The 22198-nt window shown below is 70.2% G+C and carries 21 protein-coding genes and 1 pseudogene; 15 read left to right on the top strand and 7 right to left on the bottom strand.

Features of this window, described 5'->3' with window-relative positions:
- Nucleotides 1-107: 107 nt before the first annotated feature.
- Nucleotides 108-1694, bottom strand: a complete 1587-nt coding sequence (locus ACWD4G_RS12155; RefSeq protein ID WP_451292581.1) for a hypothetical protein — start codon at nt 1692-1694, stop codon at nt 108-110.
- A 315-nt stretch (nt 1695-2009) separates the two neighbouring features.
- Here ACWD4G_RS12155 and ACWD4G_RS12150 point away from each other — a divergent pair, with 315 nt between their 5' ends.
- Nucleotides 2010-2861 carry an NPP1 family protein gene (locus ACWD4G_RS12150; protein WP_451292580.1) on the top strand — a complete coding sequence of 284 codons (852 nt, stop codon included), beginning with the start codon at nt 2010-2012 and terminating at the stop codon, nt 2859-2861.
- 159 nt (nt 2862-3020) lie between these two features.
- Here ACWD4G_RS12150 and ACWD4G_RS12145 read toward each other — a convergent pair whose 3' ends face one another.
- Nucleotides 3021-3788, bottom strand: a complete 768-nt coding sequence (locus ACWD4G_RS12145; RefSeq protein ID WP_451292579.1) for a membrane protein — start codon at nt 3786-3788, stop codon at nt 3021-3023.
- Between the two features lie 342 nt (nt 3789-4130).
- Here ACWD4G_RS12145 and ACWD4G_RS12140 point away from each other — a divergent pair, with 342 nt between their 5' ends.
- Complete coding sequence (locus tag ACWD4G_RS12140) at nt 4131-6092, top strand: Ig-like domain repeat protein (RefSeq protein WP_451292578.1); 1962 nt, start codon at nt 4131-4133, stop codon at nt 6090-6092.
- 295 nt (nt 6093-6387) lie between these two features.
- On the opposite strand, the gene ACWD4G_RS12135 is transcribed toward ACWD4G_RS12140, so the two are convergent.
- A complete protein-coding gene (locus ACWD4G_RS12135) occupies nt 6388-6834 on the bottom strand; it encodes an ATP-binding protein (RefSeq protein WP_451292577.1) in 447 nt (148 codons plus the stop codon).
- Between the two features lie 225 nt (nt 6835-7059).
- Here ACWD4G_RS12135 and ACWD4G_RS12130 point away from each other — a divergent pair, with 225 nt between their 5' ends.
- Together ACWD4G_RS12130 and ACWD4G_RS12125 are read left to right on the top strand one after the other, a co-directional pair.
- The gene (locus tag ACWD4G_RS12130; RefSeq protein WP_451292576.1) at nt 7060-7911 is read left to right on the top strand and encodes a helix-turn-helix domain-containing protein; all 852 of its coding nucleotides are present in this window, start codon (nt 7060-7062) and stop codon (nt 7909-7911) included.
- A 10-nt stretch (nt 7912-7921) separates the two neighbouring features.
- Nucleotides 7922-8188 (top strand): DUF397 domain-containing protein, encoded by a 267-nt coding sequence (locus ACWD4G_RS12125; RefSeq protein WP_451292575.1) that lies wholly within the window; start codon nt 7922-7924, stop codon nt 8186-8188.
- Between the two features lie 8 nt (nt 8189-8196).
- Here ACWD4G_RS12125 and ACWD4G_RS12120 read toward each other — a convergent pair whose 3' ends face one another.
- Nucleotides 8197-8724 carry a DUF6879 family protein gene (locus ACWD4G_RS12120; RefSeq protein WP_451292574.1) on the bottom strand — a complete coding sequence of 176 codons (528 nt, stop codon included), beginning with the start codon at nt 8722-8724 and terminating at the stop codon, nt 8197-8199.
- 195 nt (nt 8725-8919) lie between these two features.
- Here ACWD4G_RS12120 and ACWD4G_RS12115 point away from each other — a divergent pair, with 195 nt between their 5' ends.
- The 8 genes from ACWD4G_RS12115 (at nt 8920) to ACWD4G_RS12080 (ending at nt 14663) form a co-directional block, all read left to right on the top strand.
- On the top strand, nt 8920-9129 hold the full coding sequence (locus ACWD4G_RS12115) for a hypothetical protein (protein ID WP_451292573.1): 210 nt from the start codon (nt 8920-8922) through the stop codon (nt 9127-9129).
- Nucleotides 9113-9634: a DUF6879 family protein gene (locus ACWD4G_RS12110; protein WP_451292572.1), complete on the top strand. Its 522-nt coding sequence runs from the start codon at nt 9113-9115 to the stop codon at nt 9632-9634. Before ACWD4G_RS12115 ends, ACWD4G_RS12110 begins: the two co-directional genes overlap by 17 nt.
- A 171-nt stretch (nt 9635-9805) precedes the next feature.
- Nucleotides 9806-10063 carry a hypothetical protein gene (locus ACWD4G_RS12105; RefSeq protein WP_451292571.1) on the top strand — a complete coding sequence of 86 codons (258 nt, stop codon included), beginning with the start codon at nt 9806-9808 and terminating at the stop codon, nt 10061-10063.
- Complete coding sequence (locus ACWD4G_RS12100) at nt 10038-10568, top strand: DUF6879 family protein (protein WP_451292570.1); 531 nt, start codon at nt 10038-10040, stop codon at nt 10566-10568. Before ACWD4G_RS12105 ends, ACWD4G_RS12100 begins: the two co-directional genes overlap by 26 nt.
- A 30-nt stretch (nt 10569-10598) precedes the next feature.
- A complete protein-coding gene (locus ACWD4G_RS12095; protein WP_451292569.1) occupies nt 10599-11447 on the top strand; it encodes a helix-turn-helix domain-containing protein in 849 nt (282 codons plus the stop codon).
- A gap of 93 nt (nt 11448-11540) precedes the next feature.
- Nucleotides 11541-11735 carry a hypothetical protein gene (locus ACWD4G_RS12090; protein WP_451292568.1) on the top strand — a complete coding sequence of 65 codons (195 nt, stop codon included), beginning with the start codon at nt 11541-11543 and terminating at the stop codon, nt 11733-11735.
- A 656-nt stretch (nt 11736-12391) separates the two neighbouring features.
- Complete coding sequence (locus tag ACWD4G_RS12085; RefSeq protein WP_451292567.1) at nt 12392-13177, top strand: response regulator transcription factor; 786 nt, start codon at nt 12392-12394, stop codon at nt 13175-13177.
- 91 nt (nt 13178-13268) lie between these two features.
- Nucleotides 13269-14663 (top strand): sensor histidine kinase, encoded by a 1395-nt coding sequence (locus ACWD4G_RS12080; RefSeq protein ID WP_451292566.1) that lies wholly within the window; start codon nt 13269-13271, stop codon nt 14661-14663.
- A 289-nt stretch (nt 14664-14952) separates the two neighbouring features.
- On the opposite strand, the gene ACWD4G_RS12075 is transcribed toward ACWD4G_RS12080, so the two are convergent.
- Nucleotides 14953-16302 (bottom strand): hypothetical protein, encoded by a 1350-nt coding sequence (locus ACWD4G_RS12075; protein WP_451292565.1) that lies wholly within the window; start codon nt 16300-16302, stop codon nt 14953-14955.
- A 90-nt stretch (nt 16303-16392) separates the two neighbouring features.
- Entirely contained in the window at nt 16393-17730 is a 1338-nt protein-coding gene (locus tag ACWD4G_RS12070; protein ID WP_451292653.1) for a PP2C family protein-serine/threonine phosphatase, read from the bottom strand.
- A gap of 167 nt (nt 17731-17897) precedes the next feature.
- On the opposite strand from ACWD4G_RS12070, the gene ACWD4G_RS12065 reads away from it, so the two are divergent.
- The gene (locus tag ACWD4G_RS12065) at nt 17898-18347 is read left to right on the top strand and encodes a hypothetical protein (protein ID WP_451292564.1); all 450 of its coding nucleotides are present in this window, start codon (nt 17898-17900) and stop codon (nt 18345-18347) included.
- Between the two features lie 141 nt (nt 18348-18488).
- Complete coding sequence (locus tag ACWD4G_RS12060; protein ID WP_451292563.1) at nt 18489-19406, top strand: hypothetical protein; 918 nt, start codon at nt 18489-18491, stop codon at nt 19404-19406.
- Nucleotides 19407-19770: 364 nt separating this feature from the next.
- Here ACWD4G_RS12060 and ACWD4G_RS12055 read toward each other — a convergent pair.
- Nucleotides 19771-21024: pseudogene (locus tag ACWD4G_RS12055) on the bottom strand (aminotransferase-like domain-containing protein); the annotation flags it as partial.
- A 231-nt stretch (nt 21025-21255) separates the two neighbouring features.
- Between ACWD4G_RS12055 and ACWD4G_RS12050 the strand changes: the two are divergent.
- Entirely contained in the window at nt 21256-22071 is an 816-nt protein-coding gene (locus tag ACWD4G_RS12050) for an alpha/beta fold hydrolase (protein WP_451292562.1), read from the top strand.
- Nucleotides 22072-22198 lie beyond the last annotated feature (127 nt).

Here is a 22198-nt window from a genome sequence, read left to right as displayed (position 1 = left end):
GAAGAAGGGCAGCTCACGCGCGGAATCCGGAGCCGTTCACTCGAACGAGTGTGCTGTTACGTTTCTGTGCGACGCATCCCTTTCCGAGCGGCGCACCGCGCCCGCGGCTACGGCAGGCGGGCCGGATACAGGTCCGGCCCCACCACGTGCGGCCGTGGGGTCGGGTCGTGTTCGTCGTGACGGAAGTGGGCCGCGTACCAGAGGACGACGTCCTGGCCGTCGATCGGTTCGCCGGTGACGAAGTTGTCGATGCGGGCGCGGGAGAGGGCGGGGTCGGTGGTGAAGCCCTGGCCGTCGTCGATCTCGGTGCCCCGGTAGCGGACGGCCCAGAGGTCGCCGGCGCCGTACGCGTCCGCCGTGCTGTCGTTCGGCCCGGGGACCAGGTGGTAGCCCTGGCCGGTGGCGCGGTTGAGGACACGCCACTGGCGGCGGGTGAGCGGCGCGCGCGGGCGGCGGGCCTCATGGGTGATGGGCCGCCAGGCCGGGCCCCCGCCGAGCGGCGGGTCGTTGTACTCGTCGACCCGGTCGTCCGCCGCGTCCGCGATGTCGAAGTCCAGCCGCCAGTACGCGTGGTGGGTGTGCAGCTTGCAGGTGCAGGGGTTGGTGACCCCCGCGAAGCCGAACCGGGGCCGGATCACCCCGTCGTCGGCCAGCCGCCAGTCGCTGATGTACCGGTACCACCCGGCGGCCAGTTCACTGACGATCCGCAGCTCCGACCCGTCGTGATGCAGGGCGACCCCCCGGAAGTTCCCCGAGTCGACCCCGCTTTCGAGGATCGTCCTCGGCGGTGACGTACACAGCCGGAAGCCGGGGCCGACCGGGTCGGTGCCGTCGGCTGTGAAGCACGCTTCCTCGTTCTGCCAGTCGCGGTACGTCGGCCCGCAGCCGATCCCCGTCCCCGCCGAGCCGTACTCCACATTGAGGATCGGCACATGCGCCCGGTACAGCACCCGGGTCCCGCGATGGTCCACGAACCGCAGCTCGGCACCCGACCCGTTCGTCCCCGAGGAGTTCTCCGGGCGTACGACGACCAGGTCCCACACCACCGTCGCCCCGTACCGCACCCGCACACGGACCGCCTTGTGGCCGGGCGTCGGCGGGCAGTCGTCCACCCCCGGTGTCGTCTCGCAGTCGTGCGCGGCGGGCGCGGCGACCCCGGCGGGGGCCGGGACGAGGGCCATGTCGCGCATACGTACGCCCACGATCCGGTGCGTGATCTCACCGCCGGGGTCCCGCAGCCCGACGGTCACGACCCGCTCGCTCGTACCGTCCCCGTGGTCGATGTCGGCCAGCGGCGGCATCGGCCGATACGGGTGCGCGCCCTCCCGGGCGAGGATCAGCCCCAGCTCCGGATCGGCCCGTACGGTCTCCACCGCCCGCGCGAACTCCTCCCGGTCCGGCAACGGCCGATACCGTACGGCGGCGACCTCCGCGGCCCCGAGCGCGCCGAGGCGTCCGGTCACGCCCACCGAGCGATACGACTCCGGGTCGTGCACGACGGCACGGAACCGGGAGTCCTCGCCGCCGTCCCGGTCCAACAGCCGGAAGTCCGCGATCCGCAGGCCCGACGCCGGCCCCGACAGCCGTTCCCGTACGCCGGGCAGGTCCGTGACCTCCGCCGCCAGCGCCTCGGCTGCCTCCTCCTCGATCGTGTAGGGCTCGACGTCGATCTCGGCCCCGACCGGTCCACCCATGCCACACACCCACCCGTTTCCGCCCGTTGTGCCGCTCCCGCACCAGCTTTCCCTGCTCTGCGACATGGTGACAGGGCGTGACGGGTGCACACACGGGGGCGCGCGGGGCGGAGGGGCTGCCATCGAGCGCCGAGTACGCCGGAGTCAGCGGGCATGGAGGGTCGGCAGACCCCTCCGCACCCCGATGAGCCGAATCCCCGTCGTTGATCGTTCATGTGAAAACCCCTGACGGGGACCTCTTCACCTGCCACTCTCTGATCCGCCAGGCGGCCGGATCACCGGCGGCCCCCGCTGAGCGAGTGGAGAGCACCGCCGATGTCCCGAGTCACGAACGCGTCGAACACACCGGCCAACACGCCGAAGAAGTCCATGAGATCCGGCCTCGGCAGACTGGGCCGGCTCCGCAGAGCCATGTTCGTCGTCGGCAGCGCCGCCGCGCTGGCCATCGGCATGACCGGCAGCGCGCACGCCGCCGTGCTGAACCCGCTGCCGGAGAGCACCACATCGTTCCAGCGGACGTTCCAGCCGGTGTTCGACTACGACACGGACAGCTGTTTCCCTGCGGCGGCCATCGACATCAACGGCACCCTCAACGGCGGCCTCGACGACAGCGGCCCCGTCACCGGCCAGTGCCGCTCGGGCCACCTCGGCCTGGCCAACACGTACTCGCGCGTGAAGTGCAACAACGGCTGGTGCGGCATCGTCTACACGCTCTACTTCGAGAAGGACATGAGCTGCGACAACTGCACGGCCACCTCGCACCGTCACGACTGGGAGTCGGCGGTGCTGTGGGTCCGGCAGGGTGACAGCACCCCGACCTACGCGTCCGTCTCCGCCCACGGCGGCTACTCGACCACCACGTTCGGCTCGGTGCCGAGGGACGGGGTGCGGCTCAAGGTCGTCTACCACAAGGACGGCGCCCTGACCCACGCGTTCCGCTTCGCCAAGTCCGGCGAGACCGCCGAGGCCTGGAGCGACGGCGGCTGGGACTTCCCGCGCCTGGTCAGCTGGAACAGCTTCCCGGCCGGCACCAACGGCGTGAACCTCCAGACGAAGATGCAGAACGCCACCTGGGGCGACGCCAACTTCCCGCTGAAGGACGGCCGCTTCACCACCGAGCTGAGCCGCGCCCTGCCGTCGGGCATACCGTTCGACCCGAACGCCTGACGGTCCCGGCCTCCGGCAGCAGGAAGGGATCGACCCCGGCGGACACTCACTCACCGCCGGGGCCGACCCCTTGCCTACCTATTGCCGTACGACCCGCCTACGACTTGCTACGACTCGCCTACGCCGTGCGGTACGTCTCGCGGTACGCCTCGCGGTACGTCAGATGTCGGCGCTCGTCCGTTCCCGCTCCCGGCCCGGCGGGACGCGCAGGGTGTCGGCCCGGCCCGCCTGGTACGCGGCCACGCTGCCCCTCGCCTGCACGGTCTCCCGTTCGACGGTGTTCAGCATCCGCTCCCAGCGCTGCCGCATCGGGGCGATCAGCCCACCGCCGACCCCGACGACGAGGATGCCCGCGGCCGTGCCGAGCGCGGCGTAGAGGACGGGCCGGGTGACGTCCTGGGCGATCCCGGCCTGCCCGAGCGCCGCGATGACGCCGAGTCCGACGACACAGGCCCAGACGACGGTGGCCAGCGTCCTGCCGTACGACACCGATGCGAGCGCGCCGCCGACGATCCCGCGTACCGCGTTGGCGATGGCCATGGCGATCACGACGAGGACGACGGCGACGATCGCGCGGGGCAGCCAGGCCACGATGGCGTTGATCATCGCGCTGACGGGGTTGTCGCCGAAGACGCCGAGCGCGAGCTGGAGGGTCATCAGCATCAGCGCGTAGTACACGATCCGGCAGACGATGCCGGTCAGGTCGTACGAGGAGTCGCCCAGGAGGCGAGACGTTCCGGCACGTTCGGAGAGGCGCTCGGAGCCGACCTTGCGCAGGACGCGGTCGAGGACGCGGGCGACCAGTTTGGCGACGAACCAGCCGATGATCAGGACGACGAGGAACGCGGCGAGTTTCGGCACGAACTGCGCGACCTTCGACCAGGCGTCGTCAAGACCCTGCTCGAAGTCGATGGACAGGCTGACCATGGGCGGTTTTCCCTTCGTGGGCACGTGGGGTACGTCCCCTCCCCTTGTGGATAGCAGTGCGCCAAGTGGGTGAAGGCGCAGCTCAGGGCCGTTCGGGTGACGGCGCACGGGGTGCGCGGACGGCGCGTACGCCGGGGCAGGGGTCCCTCCCGTAAATCCATTGAGTTCTCAACCACCCCCTGTGACCCTCTTGTCAGAGCCATGACTTACTCTTCGCACACGCGTCACAGGCACCACCACATGCACCACAACGCATCACATGCGCGGCACAGGTCGAACACACCGGCCCCGCGCGACGACGCGCCCGTTTCTTTTCTTTCGTCCCGGGGGTTCTGAGCAATCGTGCGCATCCGCACTCTTCCGGCCGCCACCGCGCTGGCGGTCCTCTTCAGCTCGGCCGCGCTCGCGGTCGCGCCGGTGGCGTCCGCCGACACCACCAAGCCCTTCCCGCTGTCGGACTGGGCGGACGACACGGTCGTCGACGGCGTCCACCAGCAGGTCTTCTTCTCCGACGGCGGCCGTGTCGTCGTCGCCGACTACGCGGGCAACGTCGTCAAGACCCTCACCGGTCTGCCCGGCGTCAACAGCCTCGAACTGAGCCCGGACTCCGGCACGCTGTACGCCACGGCCCCGGAGGCCGACCGGATCGTCGCCATCGACACCGAGAAGCTCACGCTGAGCGCGGAGTACCCGACCGGCGAGAAGAGCGCCCCGTCCCGGCTGGCCTACGCCGACGGCAAGCTCTACTTCGGCTGGGGCCGCGACTGGGACTCCGGGCTCGGCGCGGTCGACCTCACCGCCGAGACCCCGACGGTGAACCTGGACCTCGCGGCCGGCCACGACTGGTCCGACCCGCCGATGCTCCTCGCCGACCCCGACAACCCGGGCACCCTGGTGGCCCTCGACTACAGCATCAGCTCGGCCCCGATCGTCGTCTACGACATCTCCTCCGGCACCCCGGTGATCCATGCCTCCGCCGAGAAGGGTGGCTTCTACGAGGACGCCGCCCTGACCCCGGACGGCCAGTCGGTGGTCGTGGCGGGGCCCGGCAACAGGGCGCTCACCGAGTACCGGCTCTCCGATCTGGCGGAGACGCGCACCTACTCCGTCCCCGACGACCCCCAGACCGTCAGCATCGCCCCGGACGGCACGGTCGCGGCGACCGTCATCGACACCGACGACATCGGCGACACCTACGTCTTCTCCGGCGGCGCCGACAAACCCGCCAGCGTCCGCAACCTGTCCCACTCCTGGATGCCGTTCTTCGGGCACTCCATCGGCTGGTCGGGCGACGGCCAGAAGCTGTTCGTGCTGACCGGGACCGGCGAGTCCAGCCTGTTCCACGTCCTCGACGAGCCCCGCAAGTACGTCGCCACGCTCACCGTGAACGCCCCGGCGACAGCGACCCGCGCCAAGCCGCTCACCGTCTCCGGCAAGCTCACCTCGAACCTGGCTCTGCCCGCCGGCACCCCGCTCACGGTCACCCGTACCGACCTCGAATCCCCCAAGGGCAAGTCGCTCGGCACCAAGACCCTCGGCACGGGCGGCAAGTTCTCCTTCACGGACACCCCGCCGGCCGGTGGCAAGGTCACGTACAAGGTGACGTACGCGGGCGACGCCGACCACACGGCGGCCTCCGCCTCGGACAGCGTGGAAGTCTCTCGCGCCACCCCCACCCTGACCCTGGACAAGAACCGCAAGACGTACGCGTACGGCGCCGACGTGAAATTCACGGCGCACCTCGGCAAGACGTACAAGAACCGCAAGGTCGAGATCTGGGCCGACCCGTACGGCTCCGACAAGCCGAAGAAGCTGGTGAAGTCCGGCACGGTCAACTCGTCGGGCAACCTGTCCGTCACCCTCGACCTGACCCGTGACACCAAGGTGTGGGCGAAGTTCGCGGGCGACTCCCGCTACAAGCCGAGGACGGTCACGAACACCGTCTACACCAAGGTCAGGATCTCGTCGTCGATCGCGGGCCACTACAAGACCCGGTCGGTCTGGGGCCAGAAGTACCACTACATCCGCAAGTCCAAGGACCCCGTCCTGCAGACCACGATGACGTACTACCAGGGCCGCAAGCAGCGCCTGAAGCTGCAGTTCTTCTACGACGGCGCCTGGCGCGACTGGGCCTCCGACTACTTCCCCCTCGGCACGGCCGGAAAGTCCAACGTCACCCTCACCGGCACCCCGACCACGGACATCCGCCTCCGCTTCCGCTCGGAGTACCGGGATTCGTCGTCGGGGGACAATGTGAACACGACGACGTACGGCCCGTGGAAGTACTTCATTTATACGAAGTAGCCGACCGGGCAAAGCTCTTGAGCGCGACGGCCCGCGACGTTGATGCTGATCACCGTGTGTCGATCACTGATCGTCGCGGGCCGCCGCGCGCGGTGGCTTCCGGCAGCCATATGCCGGGGGCGGACAGATACTGGCGGGTCAGGGCGGTGGCGTTGGCCTCGCCCGACCACCCCGGCCACCATGTGCGGGCTCATCTCCCACGCCCTCCCGGGCGGTCTCCGCCGCCGACCACCGGCGGGCATGAGCAACCGTAGAACCAACAGCACCACGGAACGTACGGCCCGCTGAACCCCCGTCATCGCCCGCCGCCTCGTCCCACCGGCGACAACGCCAGCAACGCCCACACGACCTTGCCGGCCCCGTGGCGTGGTGCCACGCCCCAGTCGTCGGCCAAGGCGTCGACCAGGACGAGACCTCGGCCGCACTCGTCACCGTCTTCGGCGCACCTCAACTCCGGCTTCCCGCCCGCCGAGTCGGACACCTCGACCCGCAGCTCCGCTCCGCTCAACTCGAACCGGACCGCGACGTCCCGGCCGTCGCCGTACGCCGTCTCCGCCCGGACGGCGTTGGTGAGCAGCTCGGAGGTCAGGAGTTCGGCGGTAGGAGTGAGTTCGGCCAGGTCATGGGGGCCGAGGACCGCACGGAGGGTGGCGCGGGCGACGCCGGGTGCACGCGGGTCTCGGGGCAGGCGCAGGGCGCAGGTCCAGGACGGGGATACGGTGTCATGGAAGTCTCCGGTCACTGAGGGGAGTTGGGTGGTGGCGTTGTGGGGTCGTCGTCGGGAACGACATGCGTACGGATGCCCAGTGGTCGTCGCCGCTCCGTCGAGCGGGGCGCTTCTGGGCGGGGCGCCTGTCGTAGACGATAGGACTTCGGCAAAGCTTCTTTGCGGGAACTCGAAGGATCTCGACTACTTCTCCCCCGTGTGGGTGACCATCCCCGCAATCCGCGGGCCGGAAGGGAAGGCATGACAACAAGACCCGCCCCAACTGCCCGACGCCTCCGCCTAGCCACCGAGCTGCGCAAACTGCGCGAGCGAGCGGGCTTGACGTCAACCGAGGCCGCGAGACTGCTCGGCACCAGCTCCGGTCAACTCAGCAATGTCGAGTCGGCACGGTTCGGAGTGAGCCCCGACAGGCTTCGAACGATGGCTCGCACCTACTCATGCCCGGACCCCACCTTCGTCGAAGCCTTGGTCGACATCGCGACCGACAAATCGCGCGGCTGGTGGGAAACGTTCCGGGATGTGCTCCCGCCCACCCTCCTGAACATCGCCGAGCTGGAACATCACGCAACAGCACTGCGGTCGGCCAACACAGCACACGTACCCGGGTTGCTCCAGATCACCGACCACGCCCGCGAAGTCTTCCGACAGGTAGTACCCGAGTTCTCACGTTCGGAAATTGAGCATCGCGTAAACCTTCGCCTCCAGCGCCAGGCGGCACTGGACCGGGACGACGCGATCCCGTTCCGCGCAATCGTCCACGAAGCCGCGCTGCGCGTGCCGGTAGGCGGCCCGTCCGTCGCCAAGCGTCAGCTGAAGCACCTGGTGGAGCTGAGCGAACGCGAGCACATCACCATCGAAGTGATCCCCTTCGCCATCGGCGCCTACCCGGGTTCCGGGCATCACGTCTTCTACGCGCACGGCCCTGTCCCTCAGCTCGACACGGTCTCGCTGGACCAGTCCCACGGCCCTGTACTAGTAGACGCGGAAGCCCAATTGGAGATGTACCGCCTTCTGCTGGACCGTATGGAACACGTGGCCCTTACGCCCTCGAAGTCCCGCGACTTCATCCACAGCCTCATCCACGACCTGTGAAGGAGAAGCCATGCCCACGTACGCCTGGCAAAAGTCGTCTCACTGCGGCCAAGGCGAATCCTGCGTCCACGTCCTCGCCACCCCACAGAAGTCGTCGCCCTGCCAGGAAGGCGACGCCTGCGTCCACATATCCGCCACCCCCGAGACGATCCACATAACCGAAAGCGCCGATCCCACCCAAGCCATACTCGACGCCGCCCCCTCTGCCTTCAGCGCCCTCCTTCATGCGCTAAGGGACCGCGCGCCGCTGACATACACAGTCAGCACTGAACGCTGACGTTCGAGCTAGCTGATCCTGTAGTCCTCGTGCGGCGTCGCCCGTGCCCACACCGCTGCGAAGGCGTCAGCGCACAGCTTCGCCGCTGCTTGATCCTCGCTGATCTCCCCGCCACCGGAGGCGCCGTCGCCGGTGAAGTGGTTCCACCGGATGAGCCGGTCGTCGATCAGCCAGAAGTCGTTGCCGGGCAATGCGATGTCGGAGGCGCGCCGACGCGGCAGCCACCGCACGCGCTCGCCGGCTTCTACATTGACAACGGTGCCAGCGTGTTCGAACCGGATGTAGTCGCTGACCGGCTCGGACACGATGCGAGCCCGGCGCACCGCAACGCCCCGTGCCACCGTGCCCCGGATCAGGCTCACCCACGCCGCCCAGTACGGAGATCCGGGGTCGTTGTCCCGCTCGCCAGTGCTCTTCCAGCGGGCGAAGTCGCCGGCTTCATTGGCGACTCCGTACGAGTCGCGCATCTCCAGGTGGACGGCGGAGCGCTGAGCGCTGTTCAGCAGTTCGTCGAAGCTGGGTACCTTCTGCGACATCGCAGGGCCTCCTCAGGACCGGTGCCATACGGGCCGGGCTGAACCGTAGCGGCATCGGAGGCAGCCATGGCACCGGAAGGTCCGGCTGTTTATGCCAGCACGGGAATATTCCGAAGTCGGCGTGGACGAGGAACGGTGCCGTCCGTAGCGTCGTCCGGTGGGGGCCTTGACCAGGGTCCACGAGAGGGGAGAGGCATGGCGCGCGAGGAACTGACACGGCTCACCGGCACGTTCAACGGGCCCGAATGTGATGACGACGACTGCCCGAACATCTATCGCACGTCAAGCGGCTCCTTCGTGATCCAAGGGAACGTGTCCGACGCGTTCCGTCCGCCGGAGGGGGAGTCGCTGGTCGAGATCCCGGAAGCGGTGCTCAAGGAGGCCCTACGTGCTCTTGGATGGTGACGCATGGCGAAGGACTTTCGACGCGTACGAGCGTGATGCGTGGCGATTCGAGGCCCAGCCCACGTACACCATGCCAAGGGAAGCCGAGAACATCGCGCGCTTCCTTCGGGGAGAGCCGAAGCCGCTGGAGCACAATGTGCGGTGGCACGAACGAGTACGTGGGCATGTGGCGTCCGGGCGCACGATCGGGCGGGTTCGGATCGTACGACAGCCACTGACGGACTATCAGCGTTACCAATTCGCCTGGGGAATCCCCGGCAACATCAAGGCCGGAGAGGAAATCCGCATCCTGGACGTCACCCGGTACGACTACGATCTTCCTCTCTCCGAAACCGACTGGTGGATGTTCGATGAGACGCGAATTGTACATCTCAACTTCCGGCCGGACGGGACGCAGATCAACCGGGAGTTGTTCACGGGCGACATCACCCCGTACCTGGAGTGGCAGCGCATCGCCGTCGCCAGCTCCGTACCGTTTGCCGAGTACGTGAAACAGTTCGAGTGACTACGCATCCGCCCACTCCTGCCAAGCGGCCTCCGAATCACCGTCCGCAGCTGCAAGCGCTCGTCGATGTACGCCGTACGCCCGTGCGCCGGTGCGCCCTTGACGATTTGCCCTCCTCATCGCGATGCTCGTGCAAGTTGATGTAAGCCGTACTCGACACCGGAGGCACTCATGGCACTACGGTTCATCGGGATTGATCCAGAGACCGGGCAGCAGGGTTCGCCCACGGTGTGGGTGGATGAGGAGCAGGGGGAACTGGTGCTCCAGGGCTGGAAGCCGGGCGAGCGGCTGGAGGCCGAGTGTGCGGGGTTCGAGGTGCCTGGGCATACGAGGGGGATTCCCGCGCACGAAGCCGTGATCAGGATTCCGGCGCGTATGGTGCCCATGCTCAGGGAGGCGTGCGATGTCGCAGAACGAACCGGGCTTTGACGAGTTGCTGGCTGCGGCCAAGCATTCGGCCGTGCACTTGGAGATGCGCGACTCGTACGGCGTGGGCGACGAGGCAGCGGACTTCGCGGCCTGGAGGAGTACGGGTCTGCGCGATGTGGACCCGGCATCCGCCTACTGGGCACCGTGGGTCGACCTGATTCGGCGCACAGTGGCCCGAGGTGTCGTCGTACGCCGCGCCCGTATCGTGTCCGAGCCGGTCACCGAGTACATCCGTTACGAGCACGCCGGCACCGTGGTGAATCTCCACGCCGGGGAACAGGTCCGCTGGCTGCCGAGGCGACAGGCGTCGGACATCGCCCTGCCTGGCAACGACTGCTGGGTGTTCGACGGCAAGGTCGTGCTCTTCAACCACTTCTCGGGTGAGGGGGACTGGTCGGAACCCGGCTGGGAGGTCCGTACCGAGCCACCCGTGGCGCGCCTGGCGTCGAGCGCCTTCGAAACCATCTGGGAACGCGCTGTCCCGCACGAGAAGTACTCCGTCTGACCCAGCTAGCCGCTGAAGAGCCGACTCCTTATGTCCGTGTCACCCTCGTCCAGTGCCCAGGCCGCCCGTGAGATCCTCGCCGCACGCCTCGGGGAGCTACGCAGAGATGCCGGGCTGACCGGACACGAGATGGCGCTTCGGTGCGGCTGGAGCCCGGCCAAGTCATCGCGCATCGAGGGGGCGAAGACACCCCCGTCCGACGCCGACATCCGCGCATGGTGCGAGGCGTGTGGCGCCGAGGAGCAGACGGCGGACCTGGTCGCGGCCAACCGCCAGGCCGATCAGATGTACGTGCACTGGAAGAAGCTCCACCGCCACGGGATGCGCAGGGCACAGGAGGAAGTCATCCCCCTGTGGGAGCGCACCCGCCGCTTCCGCGTGTACTGCTCGAATGTCGTTCCCGGGATGCTCCAGACCGAGGCATACGCGAAAGCCCTGCTCTCCAGCATCGCCGCGTTCCAGGACACCCCGGACGACTCCGCCACGGCCGCCGCCTCCCGTATCGAACGGTCGCGCGTGCTCCACGAGGGCAACCACCGTTTCGCCCTGCTACTGGAAGAAACGGTGCTCCGTTACCGCATCGGCGACGCGGAAACCATGGCCGGCCAGCTCGGCTACCTGCTCGCCGTCATGGCCCTGCCGAACGTCAGCCTGGGAGTGATCCCCTTCACCGCCCAACGACGCGTGTGGCCGCTGGAGGCCTTCTACATGTTCGACGACCGCCAGACGAGCGTCGAACTGCTCACGGCCGCGGTCAACGTCTCGGCGCCGAGCGAGATCGCCACCTATGCGAAGGCGTTCTCCGAGTTGTCGAAGATCGCTGTGCACGGCTCGGGTGCGCGCGCTCTGATCACCGAGGCCATTAACTCTCTCGGGTAGTCCACATGCAAGCTCATGCAAGAACGTGGCCCCTCAACAGCTGGGCTCCCTACGGTCATCGCATCGAAAGCGGACCAGCCCGGGAGGCCACGCGTGGCGACACAGAATTCGCAGGACCACAGCCTGAGTGAGCCGCCGCCGACCGAGCCCTCCGCGAAGCCCGGCTGCGCCGATTGCATGTCCCTCGCGGTCGCCAGGCAGAACGCGCGGTCCGAGTACGACTACAGCGCGGTGTCCGACTGCAATGTGCTTCTGCGTCGGCATCACGAGGAAATGCACCGGACATGAGCGAGGGAGAGGAAGGCGAGAAAAGAGAGCGCGAGTTCTTTTTCGATCTTCCGCTCATGACCATGCGGGTGTCTCGTGATTCCGGGCGGACATGGCAGCCGGAGCAGGCTGTCCTCAGCACGGACAGCCTGCCGCCCCTTGCCATGGCCGAATGGCCTCCGTGTGGGTGCCGGCGCTGCGTCAAGCCGCATAAGCCCGCTCATTCCTGAGACTCGGACCCGCTCATCACCGAGGCACCCGCCTCCCACCCCATGAACTCCCGCCCGGCATGGGCGGCAGCGCGGTCAGCCATGGCCGTGATCAGCTCAACAGCAGGAACACAACGCCTCGCCTCCGGAACGGACCTGTCCCTCGTCGTACCGGGCCGCTGAAGCCCCTCGGCCGCAGGATGCCTCTGGAGCCCGGAAACGGGCGGCCGTGTTCGCGCAGCAGCTCGATCACCGCTCATCATTCTCACAGTTCGGTCGCCACTCCAACTGTGGCCGAACTTCAGGTGTATCACTGGCCAACAGGCGACATACCGGGGCTTTCGATGTGGAACGGATCATTCCAAATCAATTCGAAAGCGCTCTCCCTTACCTGCCGGTACATGTGACGATACGAACCTGCCGGAACTTGAGACCTCAAATGAGGTCACGGTCGCAAAGGAACAGGACATGACCACCCCTGTGCCCTCGGTCCCCTCAGCAGCTGTATCCGTCCCGTCGGCAACATCACCGTCGTGGGGCGCGTCGGGCGCCCAGTCTTCGGTGGGCGCGCTGACCAGTCGGCTGCTCGTCGTGGATGACGAGGAGGGAATTCGTTCCATGCTCACCATGGCGCTGGAGTTCCTCGGCTACCAGGTGAGCGCCGCGGCCACCGGGCGGCAGGCCCTGCAGGCCGTCACCCGGCACGATCCCGATCTGATCCTCCTCGACGTCAATCTGCCCGACCTCAGCGGGTTCGAGGTGTGCCGGACATTGCGGGACCGGGGCAACGCCGTACCGGTGCTGTTCCTGACCGGGCTCGGCGGTGTCGACGACCGGGTGCGGGGGCTGGACATGGGCGGCGACGACTTCGTCACCAAGCCGTTCGAGCTGAAGGAGGTCGCCGCGCGGGTGCGGGCGTTGTTGCGGCGGGCCGGCGGCGGAAGTCCCGTCACCGACCGGAACCGGCTGCGGGCCGGTGCCGTGCAACTGGACGCCGACGCCCACCAGGTGTGGGCCGGCGGTCGGCCCGTGGACCTCACGACCACCGAGTTCGCCCTGCTCAGATATCTGATGGAGAACCCCGGGCGGGTGCTCTCCCGGGGACAGATCCAGGAGCGGGTGTGGAACCACCGGGACGAGGGGTCCGGCGTCGTGGACACCTATATCTATTACCTGCGGCGGAAGTTGGGGGAGCCGGGGCAGTCGCTGATACGGACCGTGAGGGGCGTGGGTTACCAGCTGTGCGCCAACTGAGCGGGATGCCGTCGGGCGCCGGGGACACCCATGGGTCGCCGAGCGACTTGAGAACGGGCAAGCACAGCCGGGGAGAAGGACGGGCCGGGTTATGAGTGGGTTCAGCGGGATCGGAGGGTCCATGCGGGCCGCCGGGCTGCTCGTCGGCGATGCCGCGTACGAACGGCAGCGGGTCGCGCGGCCCCCGCTGCCCGGACCGCCCGTCGAGCAGCCCATCCGTCCCGGCCGCGCCGGTCAGCGCACCGTCGGCTTCTGGCTGATCGCGACGCTCGCCACCCTCGGCGCCGTGGCCGGGCTCTCCGCCCACACCCTCGCCCACCACCTCGCCACCCGCGCCGACCAGCAGATCGCGGCGATCAGCCGACTCGCCCGCGACCCGGCCACCCCACGCACCGCCCCCGGCCTGCTGGACAGCGACTCCCTGGTCCTGGTCCTCACCGCCGACGCCCACGTCCTCGAACGCCACCGGGGTTCCCGCACCCTCCCCGCCCTGCCCACCCTCACCCCGGCCCGCCTGAAGACGTACGCCGCCCGCACCCACCCCTCCGCGTTCGGCGACGACTACCGCGCCCAGGTCGTACGAGTCCCGGCGAACGCCACCCATGACAACACCCCCGGTGACAACACTCCCGGAGACGACACTCTCGTTGCCAACGCCCGCTATCTCCTCGTCGCCCATTCCACCCTCGACGACCGGCTCGCCGTCGAGCGGATGCTCCAGGTCGAGACCGTCGCGGCGCTGCCCCTGCTGGGCACCGTGCTGTTCGGTGCGCGGCGGCTCGGACGGCGGGAGGCCAGGGAGCGGCAGGAGGCGGAGCGGCGGCTGCGCGAGTTCATGGCCTCCGCCGGGCACGAGCTGCGCAACCCCCTGACCACCATCTCCGGTTACGCCGAACTCGCCCGCGTCGGCGACGGCGAACCCGCGTACGAGCCCATGCGGCAGGAGGCACTCGGCCGGATCGCCACCGAGGTCGGCCGGATGAGCACCCTCATCGACGAACTCGTCCTCCTCACCCGCCTCGACCTCGGCCAGCCCCTCCAGCTGACCTCGGTCGACCTCACCCAACTCTGCCGCGACGCCGCCACCGCCGCCCGCGACTGCCACCCCGACCACCGCGTACGCCTGCTGATCGCCCCCGGCGACCACACGGTCGTCGGCGACCCGCTGCGCCTGCACCAACTCGTCGCCAACCTGCTGAACAACGCCCGCGTCCACACCCCCGCCGGCAGTACGACCACGCTCGGGGTCGGCACGGAGGACGGCTGCCGCGTGATCGAGGTGATGGACGACGGCTCCGGCGTTCCGCGCGAGCTGCGTGCCCGGCTCTTCGACCCGTTCGTGCGCGGCGAGGAGACGAGGGCCCCCGGCAGCGGTCTCGGCCTGAGCATCGTCACCGCGATCGCCACGGCCCACGGCGGCACGGTCACCCTCGAACCGTCCCACCAGGGCGCCTGGTTCAGGGTCCGCCTCCCGGCACCGTCGTAGATCGACGGCTCACTCCTCCCCCCGTCCCGCCCTGAACGGTTCCTGACTCCCGCGTAACTTGGGGATGGCTGTGAGGTGCGGTTTTTACCATCGCTTGGTGATTTTCTGATCCGTCTCTGATCGAACTCCGATCAGTTCCGGAGAGGCGCCAGATTAAGTGAACGACGTACGGGGGCGCGCCCAGGTGTGACCTCGTACATCTCCCCCTCCGAGGTCGGCCCGGCGCTTGCCCTGATCGACGGCTCATCGATCTACGGCGAACGGAACGACGGCTCATCGGCCCGGTCGGCTAACCGGGTACGTGCTGGGCCGACCTCAACTCACCGGTCGTCTGCGGCCCCTTCGCGAGTTGCCCCCGCAGTTCGGCGAGGTGCTGCTGGACATGTCGCAGCGCACCTGCCCGCCGGCCCGGCACCCGGGCCCTCAACTCGGCCAGTTCCAGCCCAAGTTCATGGGCGCGTCCCGCGTCGGTGATCTGCCCCCACTGGTGATGGGCCCGGTCCACGGCCATCTCGACCGCCTGCTCCCGGCCCTCCTGCCCGACCTCCAGCCGCGCCCGCGCCACCCCCAGCCACCGCGCACAGCTCAGGGCCGCGTCCCCCGCGAACATCGCCAGATCGGCCCGCACCTCCCGCCAGTGCAACACCGCGTCGTCCCCGTCGCCGAGGTCCCGCCGTGCCGCCGACTCCCACCGCTCGGCAAGAGCATCGGCCTCACCATGCCGCCCGGCCTCGACGGCGGCGGTGATGGCGGCATGGGGATCAGTGGCGGCGTCGGGCGCGGCCGGGCTGCGAGGCGCTGTGACGGCGACATGCAGGTCAGCGCCCTCGCCTTCTGTCGCCGTCCCGGCATCAATCAGCCCGTCCGGCGATTGAGGACGAGGCCGTTCAGGCCGATGGGGGTCCGGGGGCGCGGCCCCCGGGGGCGGGGTCGAAGGGGCGGCCGCCCCCGGGACGGGAAGGGTAGGGGCGGCGGGGGCGAAAAACCCTCCCGGCCCCCCGGACGCCGTCGCATCCCACGCCAGCACCAGATCCCCGTACCCCCCGGCCCTCCCCATCACCTGCTCGTGCAACACCCCGGGAACCGGCCGCCGCCCACTCCTCAATATCGTCGCGAGCGCCTTCATATACGCCGGTACGGCCACCCCACGCCGCACACCCCCGCCCCCCGGCGGCGCGATCCGCCCGTACACGCTCACACCCGGCCCCAGCCCCAACGGCCGCCCCGCCAACTGCCGCCACACCTCCGCGTCCGCGTGCAGATCCACGAACAACGTCGTCGACCCCGGCACCCGCAACCGCAGCTCCTCCACGATCCAGTGCCAGGGAAACGCGGTGTACCGCACGGTCGCCGGCGTCGTACGCGCCAGCGCGAGATGCACGAGCCGCTGCTTGCGGTCGAGTTGGAGCTGCCCGGTGAGGTAGACGGTCAGCGGCCCGGGCGCGGTGGCGGCGGCGCGCAGCCGGGTGAGGACGGCCTGCGGTTCCAGCGGATCGGCCAGCTCGACGACGTTCGCCGTACCCGTGCCGGACAGCACGTCGGGTGGTACGGCGGCGAGTACGGGAAGGACGGAGGCGGCGTCGACAAGACACCCCTTGCCCATGGGCGAGGCCGCGAGCAGCAGCACGGTTCCGGGCATCGGTTCCCTCCCCATCGATCACGTACGCCATCCAGCACCGTAACCGCTGCGCGTGCGAACGAGGGAAAAGAGCCGGTCGGAACGGATCGTTCAGGGAGTTTCCGGTCGCCCGACAGGACCGACAGGACCGACAGGACCGACAGGACCGACGCGACGACCATCACCGCCCCGGCGCACCACCCGACCGCCGGGGCGCCCGCCCTCCGCGCCCCGACCTCCGGCACCCGAACCACCCCGCCGCACCGCGAAGATCGTCGTGTCGTCGTCCAGGTGCCCCCCGGTATGCGCGAGCAGCCCGTCGCGGACGAGGCGGACGAGGGCGGTGGGGTCGGTGGCGGGGCGTGGGTCGGTGGCGAGGGCGGCGGTCAGATACGGCTGGAGGGGGAAGAAGGACCCGCCGCCGTCGCGGGCCTCCGTCACCCCGTCGGTGACGAGGAGCAGCGTCTCGCGCGGCCCGAGCCGTACGCCGCGCGACCGATGCCCCTGCGGCACCAACTCGCCGAGCCCCAGCGGCAGTCCGTCCCGCAGCGGCAGCGGCCGTACGGACTCGGCGGAGACGATGAGCGGCGGCTCGTGCCCGAAGTTGATGACGTCGACCGTGACGGCGTCGGTCCCCGCGATCCCCGTGAGGTCGGGCCCCCAGTCGGTGCGCTCGCTGCGCAGCTGGGGGAAGTCGAGGAGCACTGCGGTCGCGAACCGCTCGTCGTCGTCCCGTCCGACATGCGCGCAGTACCGCACATGCCGCACCATCCGCGTCTCCAGCCGCTCGGCGACGGTACCGGCGTCGGCCTCGTAGTACGCGGCCTCCCGGAAGGTGCCGAGCAGCACGGACGCCGCCTCCACCGCCGCGAGCCCCTTGCCCTGGACATCGCCGATGACGACGCGGGTGCCATGCGGGCTGGGCTGGATGTCGTAGAAGTCGCCGCCGACGCGGGCCTGGCTGTCGGCGGCGAGATACTCCTCGGCGTGGTCGAGGCCGCCGACGTCCGGCGGAAGCCGACGCAGCAGGATACGGCGGGTGGTCTCGACGACGGCCCGCATGTGCAGCATCCGCTCCTGGCCGCGCAGCCGCACCGCGCAGGCCAGCACGGACAGCACACCGCCGAGGGCTACGAGGATGAAGTCGGGCAGCCCGGTGCGGTACTGGTGCGGCCAGGAGTTGTCGCCGACGACGTACATGAGCATGGCGAGTACGGCGTACAGGGCGGTCGTCCACACCCGGCAGACGGCGGCGGCGATGCCGGGGACGAGAACCAGCCACGAGATGACGCGGAAGTCACCGCTCGTGTACCAGTCGATCGCCAGGACGGCGATCAGCACGACCAGGGGTGGCAGCCAGGCGATGTCGTGGCCGCGGACCCGCAGCGGTTGCTGCCGCTCGAAGGGGTCCCGCTCCCGGCGCACACGCTCCATCGCCACACGCCGCATCGGCATCCGCGACCGCCTCCGCATGAGCCACAGCGAAACACGCCGCCGCCGCGTCCGCATCCCGACTTGCCACGGGGCCCGGCCGGGTGTGCGCTGGGAGTCGGGGCGGGAGTGCCCCGGTGCCCGGCCGGTGTCCGGGGCCCGGGGCGGACGAGAGGAGTGCTCCCATGGCTCACGCGGCACCCACGCCCACGACCCCGGTACGACGGCCCACACCGGCCCCGCCCGACATCTTCGGCGCGCGCACCCACGCCCTCGCCCGCTGGATCTGGCCCGCGACCCTCGGCCTGGTCTACGGCTACTGGGCCGCGGCCATGAACCGCGACGCCGGCCCCATCACCGGCTGGAACCTCCTCTTCGGCTTCGTGACCGCGTTCGTCTTCGCGGCGCTCTATCTGGCCGTACAGACCGTGGCGCCACGGCTGCGCCGCGAGTTCCACGCCGGGCTCTGGGCCGTCTTCGCCGGCTGCGCCTTCGGCTTCCTCTACAGCCAGGCCGACCAGCACTCGGTCCTTCGCTCCACCGGCATGTCCCTCGGCGTGGCGGCCGGGGTCTTCGCGGTGATGTTCTACCGCTACTACACCCACGAGGACGCCGAGGGCCACCGAACCCCGTGACCCCACCGCCCTCTCACCCCCTGCGGCCCCTTCGGCCCCTTCGGCCCCCACGACCCCGTACGGCGGCTCTTGTACGACCATTCGCAGTCACCGGTGGTCGCAGCGGTCGCGCCGGGGCCGTGGGGGCCCTTGCCTGAAGGGGTGCTCCAACGTGTTCGCGGCGTCGTGTCCGTCGCGCTGACCGTACTCGCCTGCCTGCTGATGCCGGTGGGCGCGTTGGCGCTGTGGGCGACGTACGAGATCGGGAACCGGGAGCGGTACGAGGCGGTGACGGCGCCCCTGGCGGCCGACCCGGACGTACGGGAGGCGCTGGCGGACGCGGTGGCCGAGGGGATTCTGCGGGAGGTCCGGGTGGGGCCGCCGCTGCGGGACCCGGTGCGGGAGTTCACGCACGAGGCGGCGCGGTCGTTCACGCAGACTGAGGCGTTCCGCGCGGCCTGGCACACCGTGAACCGGGCGGCGCACGACGCGGTCCTGGGGGCGGTGCGCGAGGACGGCGCCGCCGGAAGCGAGGCGGCGGCCCCGGTGACCCTGGACCTCGCCCCCGTCGGCGAACGCGTCAGACGCCAACTCGTCCGCGACCACGTTCCGTTCGCCCATCGCATCCCGGTGGCGCACACCGAGTTCACCGTGCTGTCGGCCGACGAACTGGTCCGGCTGCGGAAGGGATATCGCGTGCTGGAAGTAGCCGCCTTCTGGCTCCCGGTGGGCGCGTTCGCGCTGGCCGCCGGGGGCATTCTCCTCGCCACCCACCGTCGCCGGGCGATCTGCGCGACGGGCCTCGGCACGGCCCTGGGCGGCGCCTCGCTCGGTATGGCCGTGGCCCTGGGCCGCCATCTGACGCTGACCGACCTGCCGCCCGGCGTCTCGCCCGCCGCGGCCGGCGCCATCTACGACACGCTCACGGCCACCCTCCGCACGGTGACCTGGAGTCTGCTGGCGCTCGGTCTGGCGGTCGCGGCGACCGCCTGGCTCATGGGCCGGATCGGGCGATGTCGGCGAGTGTCCGCAGCGCCGCCGCCAACTCCGGCAGAGGAGCCGACGCGAGTCCAAGCCTGACGCAGTCGGCGGGGGGAACGGTGAACCCTCCGGGGGGAACGGTGGGTACGGTGCGCGCACCGGCGGGATCGGTGGGGCGTCCGGCGGGGTCGATGGGTACTCCGGCGGAAGGTGCGGGCACTGTGGCGGAAAGGGTGGGCGCTCCGGCCGGACGACCGTGAGCTCCCGGGCCATGAGCCTCCGGGCCATAAGCCTCCGGGCCGTGAGCCCCCGGACGGTGAGTCCCCGAGCCGCCGGACCCCGGAGTCCGGCCGTCGGCCCCTCGCCCGTCGGCCCCTCGCCCGTCGGCCCTTGGCCCACTGGCCCCCAGCCCGCTCGCCCCCGGCCCGCCGGCCCTCCGTCTCCTCGCGGCCCCCACCACCGGCACGTCGAACACCGTCCCCGCTGTCACCGCCACCCCCCGCTCCAGGGCCGCGCCGCGGAACGCGTCCGCCCGCCACCCCTCCGGCAGCTCCCACCACGCGTAGTACGACCGGGCGTCGCCGCGCACCGCGAACTCGCCGAGTTCCTCCCTCACCAGCCGCTGCCGCGCGGCCGCGTCCTTCCGCTTCGCCGCGACCAGCCGCGCCACGGTCCCCTCCACGATCCACCGCACGCCCGCCTCCAGGGCGAACCTCCCCGCCGTCCACCCCCCGGACCGCAGGGCCGCCCCCATCCCTTCGCCGCGCCCCTCCGGCACCACCACGAACCCCAACGTCAGCCCGGGCACCACCCGCTTGGACAGCCCGTCGACGACGTAGACCCGCTCCGGCGCGTAGGCGGCCAGCGGCAACGCCCCCTCGCCCTCTTCGAGAAACGCCCAGATCCGGTCCTCGATCACCGCGAGGTCCAACTCCCTCACGACATCGGCGAGTTCGCGTCTGCGCCGCGTCCCCATCGTCACGGACGTCGGATTGTGCAGGGTCGGCTGCACATACACCGCCGACAGCGGCGCCGCCCGATGCGCGGCGGCCACGGCCTCCGGCCGCACCCCGTCCCCGTCCATCGCGAGCGGCACCAGCACCACCCCCAGCCGCGCCGCGATCTCCTTGACCAGCGGATACGTGAGCGCCTCCACGCCGACCCGCCCACCGGGGCGTACGAGGTGGGCGAAGGCCCCGGCGATGGCCTGCCGGGCGTTCCCGGCGAACAGAATCCGCTCGGCCCCCGGCCGCCACCCCCGGGCGCCCTCACCGGAAACCCCGCCCGCGCCCGGCAGGGTGAGCAGCTCGGCCACCGCCTCCCGTGCCGCGAGCGTCCCGTCGGCGGCGGCCGTACGGGTCGCCTCGCCCAGCACATCCGCCCGCAGCAACGGCACGAGCCCGCCGGCGAGCAGCTGCTCCTGCCCGGCCACGGACGGGTAGTTGAGTTCGAGGTTCACCGGCACCGAGGAGACCGCCTCGGCCAGGGCCCGCCCCTGTGCCACGGCGGGCGACGCCCGTACGAAGGTCCCGCGCCCCACCTCCCCCACCACCAGCCCCCGCCGCACCAGCTCCCCGTACACCCGGCCCGCCGTGGACCCCGCGATCCCCCGCCGCCGGGCGAACACCCGCTGCGGCGGCAACCGGTCCCCCGGCTTCAACCGCCCGGCGGCGATCTCCTCAGCGATCCGGTCAGCGATCCGCCGATAGTCACCCACGCCCACGCCTCACCCTCGTCGTCACCCTGCGGCTCCCCTCACCCTGCGGCTCCCCTCATCCATCACCCTCTTCACCCCGACCGCCTCCCCCACCCTCTAGACGCGCCATCAAGCCCCCTCCGCTCATCCAGCAGCTCCGCCACACGCCCCCGAACACGCCCTTCCACGACATTGCACCGAGGGCAAAGTTTCCATTGCACCGAGAAATCGAGTCGCCCTAGGGTCGTGTCCATGACTCCCTTCCTCGCACATGAGGACAAAGGCTCTGAAAGCCCAACTCCGCACCCGGCGAACCCGGTCCCCCTCCCCCTCGTCCTGATCCACGGCCACCCCTTCGACCGCACGATGTGGCGCCCCCAGATCGCGGAGTTCTCCACGACCCGCCGCGTGATCGCGCCCGACCTGCGCGGCTACGGCGAGTCCCCCGTCGTCCCCGGCCTCACACCGCTGTCGACCTTCGCCGAGGACGTCCGGGCGCTCCTGGACGACATCGGGGTCGACGAGTTCGTCCTCGCGGGCCTGTCGATGGGCGGCCAGATAGCGATGGAGTGCTACCGGCTCTTCCCGGGGCGCATCCGGGGCCTGGTCCTGGCCGACACCTTCCCGACCGCCGAGACGGAGGAGGGCAGGCGCACCCGGAACGCGATGGCGGACCGTCTGCTGCGGGAGGGGATGGCCGGGTACGCGGACGAGGTCCTGTACAAGATGGTCGCGCCGTACGCGGACGCGCGGGTCGCGGCGCATGTCCACCGCATGATGACGAGCACGGACCCCGAGGGCGCGGCGGCGGCCCTGCGCGGCCGCGCGGAACGCCCCGACTACCGCGCGCTGCTCACCCGGGTCACCGTCCCGGCCCTGGTGATCGTGGGCGCCGACGACGAGTACACGCCCGTACGGGACGCCGAGGCCATGCACGCGGCCCTCCCCGACTCCACCGTCGAGGTCGTCCGGGACGCCGCCCACCTCCCGAACCTGGAGCGCCCGGAAGCCTTCAACAAGGCCCTGGCCGCCTTCCTGACCAGCGTGGACGCCCAACCGGCGAGCTGACCTCCCCCTCGGGGCGGCCCAAACCCCGCCGCCCGGAGTTCACCCGTTCAGCCCACCCCTGATGCACCCCTCCTCCTCCGGCGCGAGCATGCGGATGAGCTGTCAGTCCGTCCCAGGGACTCACACG

The organism is Streptomyces sp. NPDC002643 (assembly GCF_053592555.1).
Note: the sequence above shows the minus strand (reverse complement) of the source record. Positions and strands in the feature narration are given on the sequence as shown.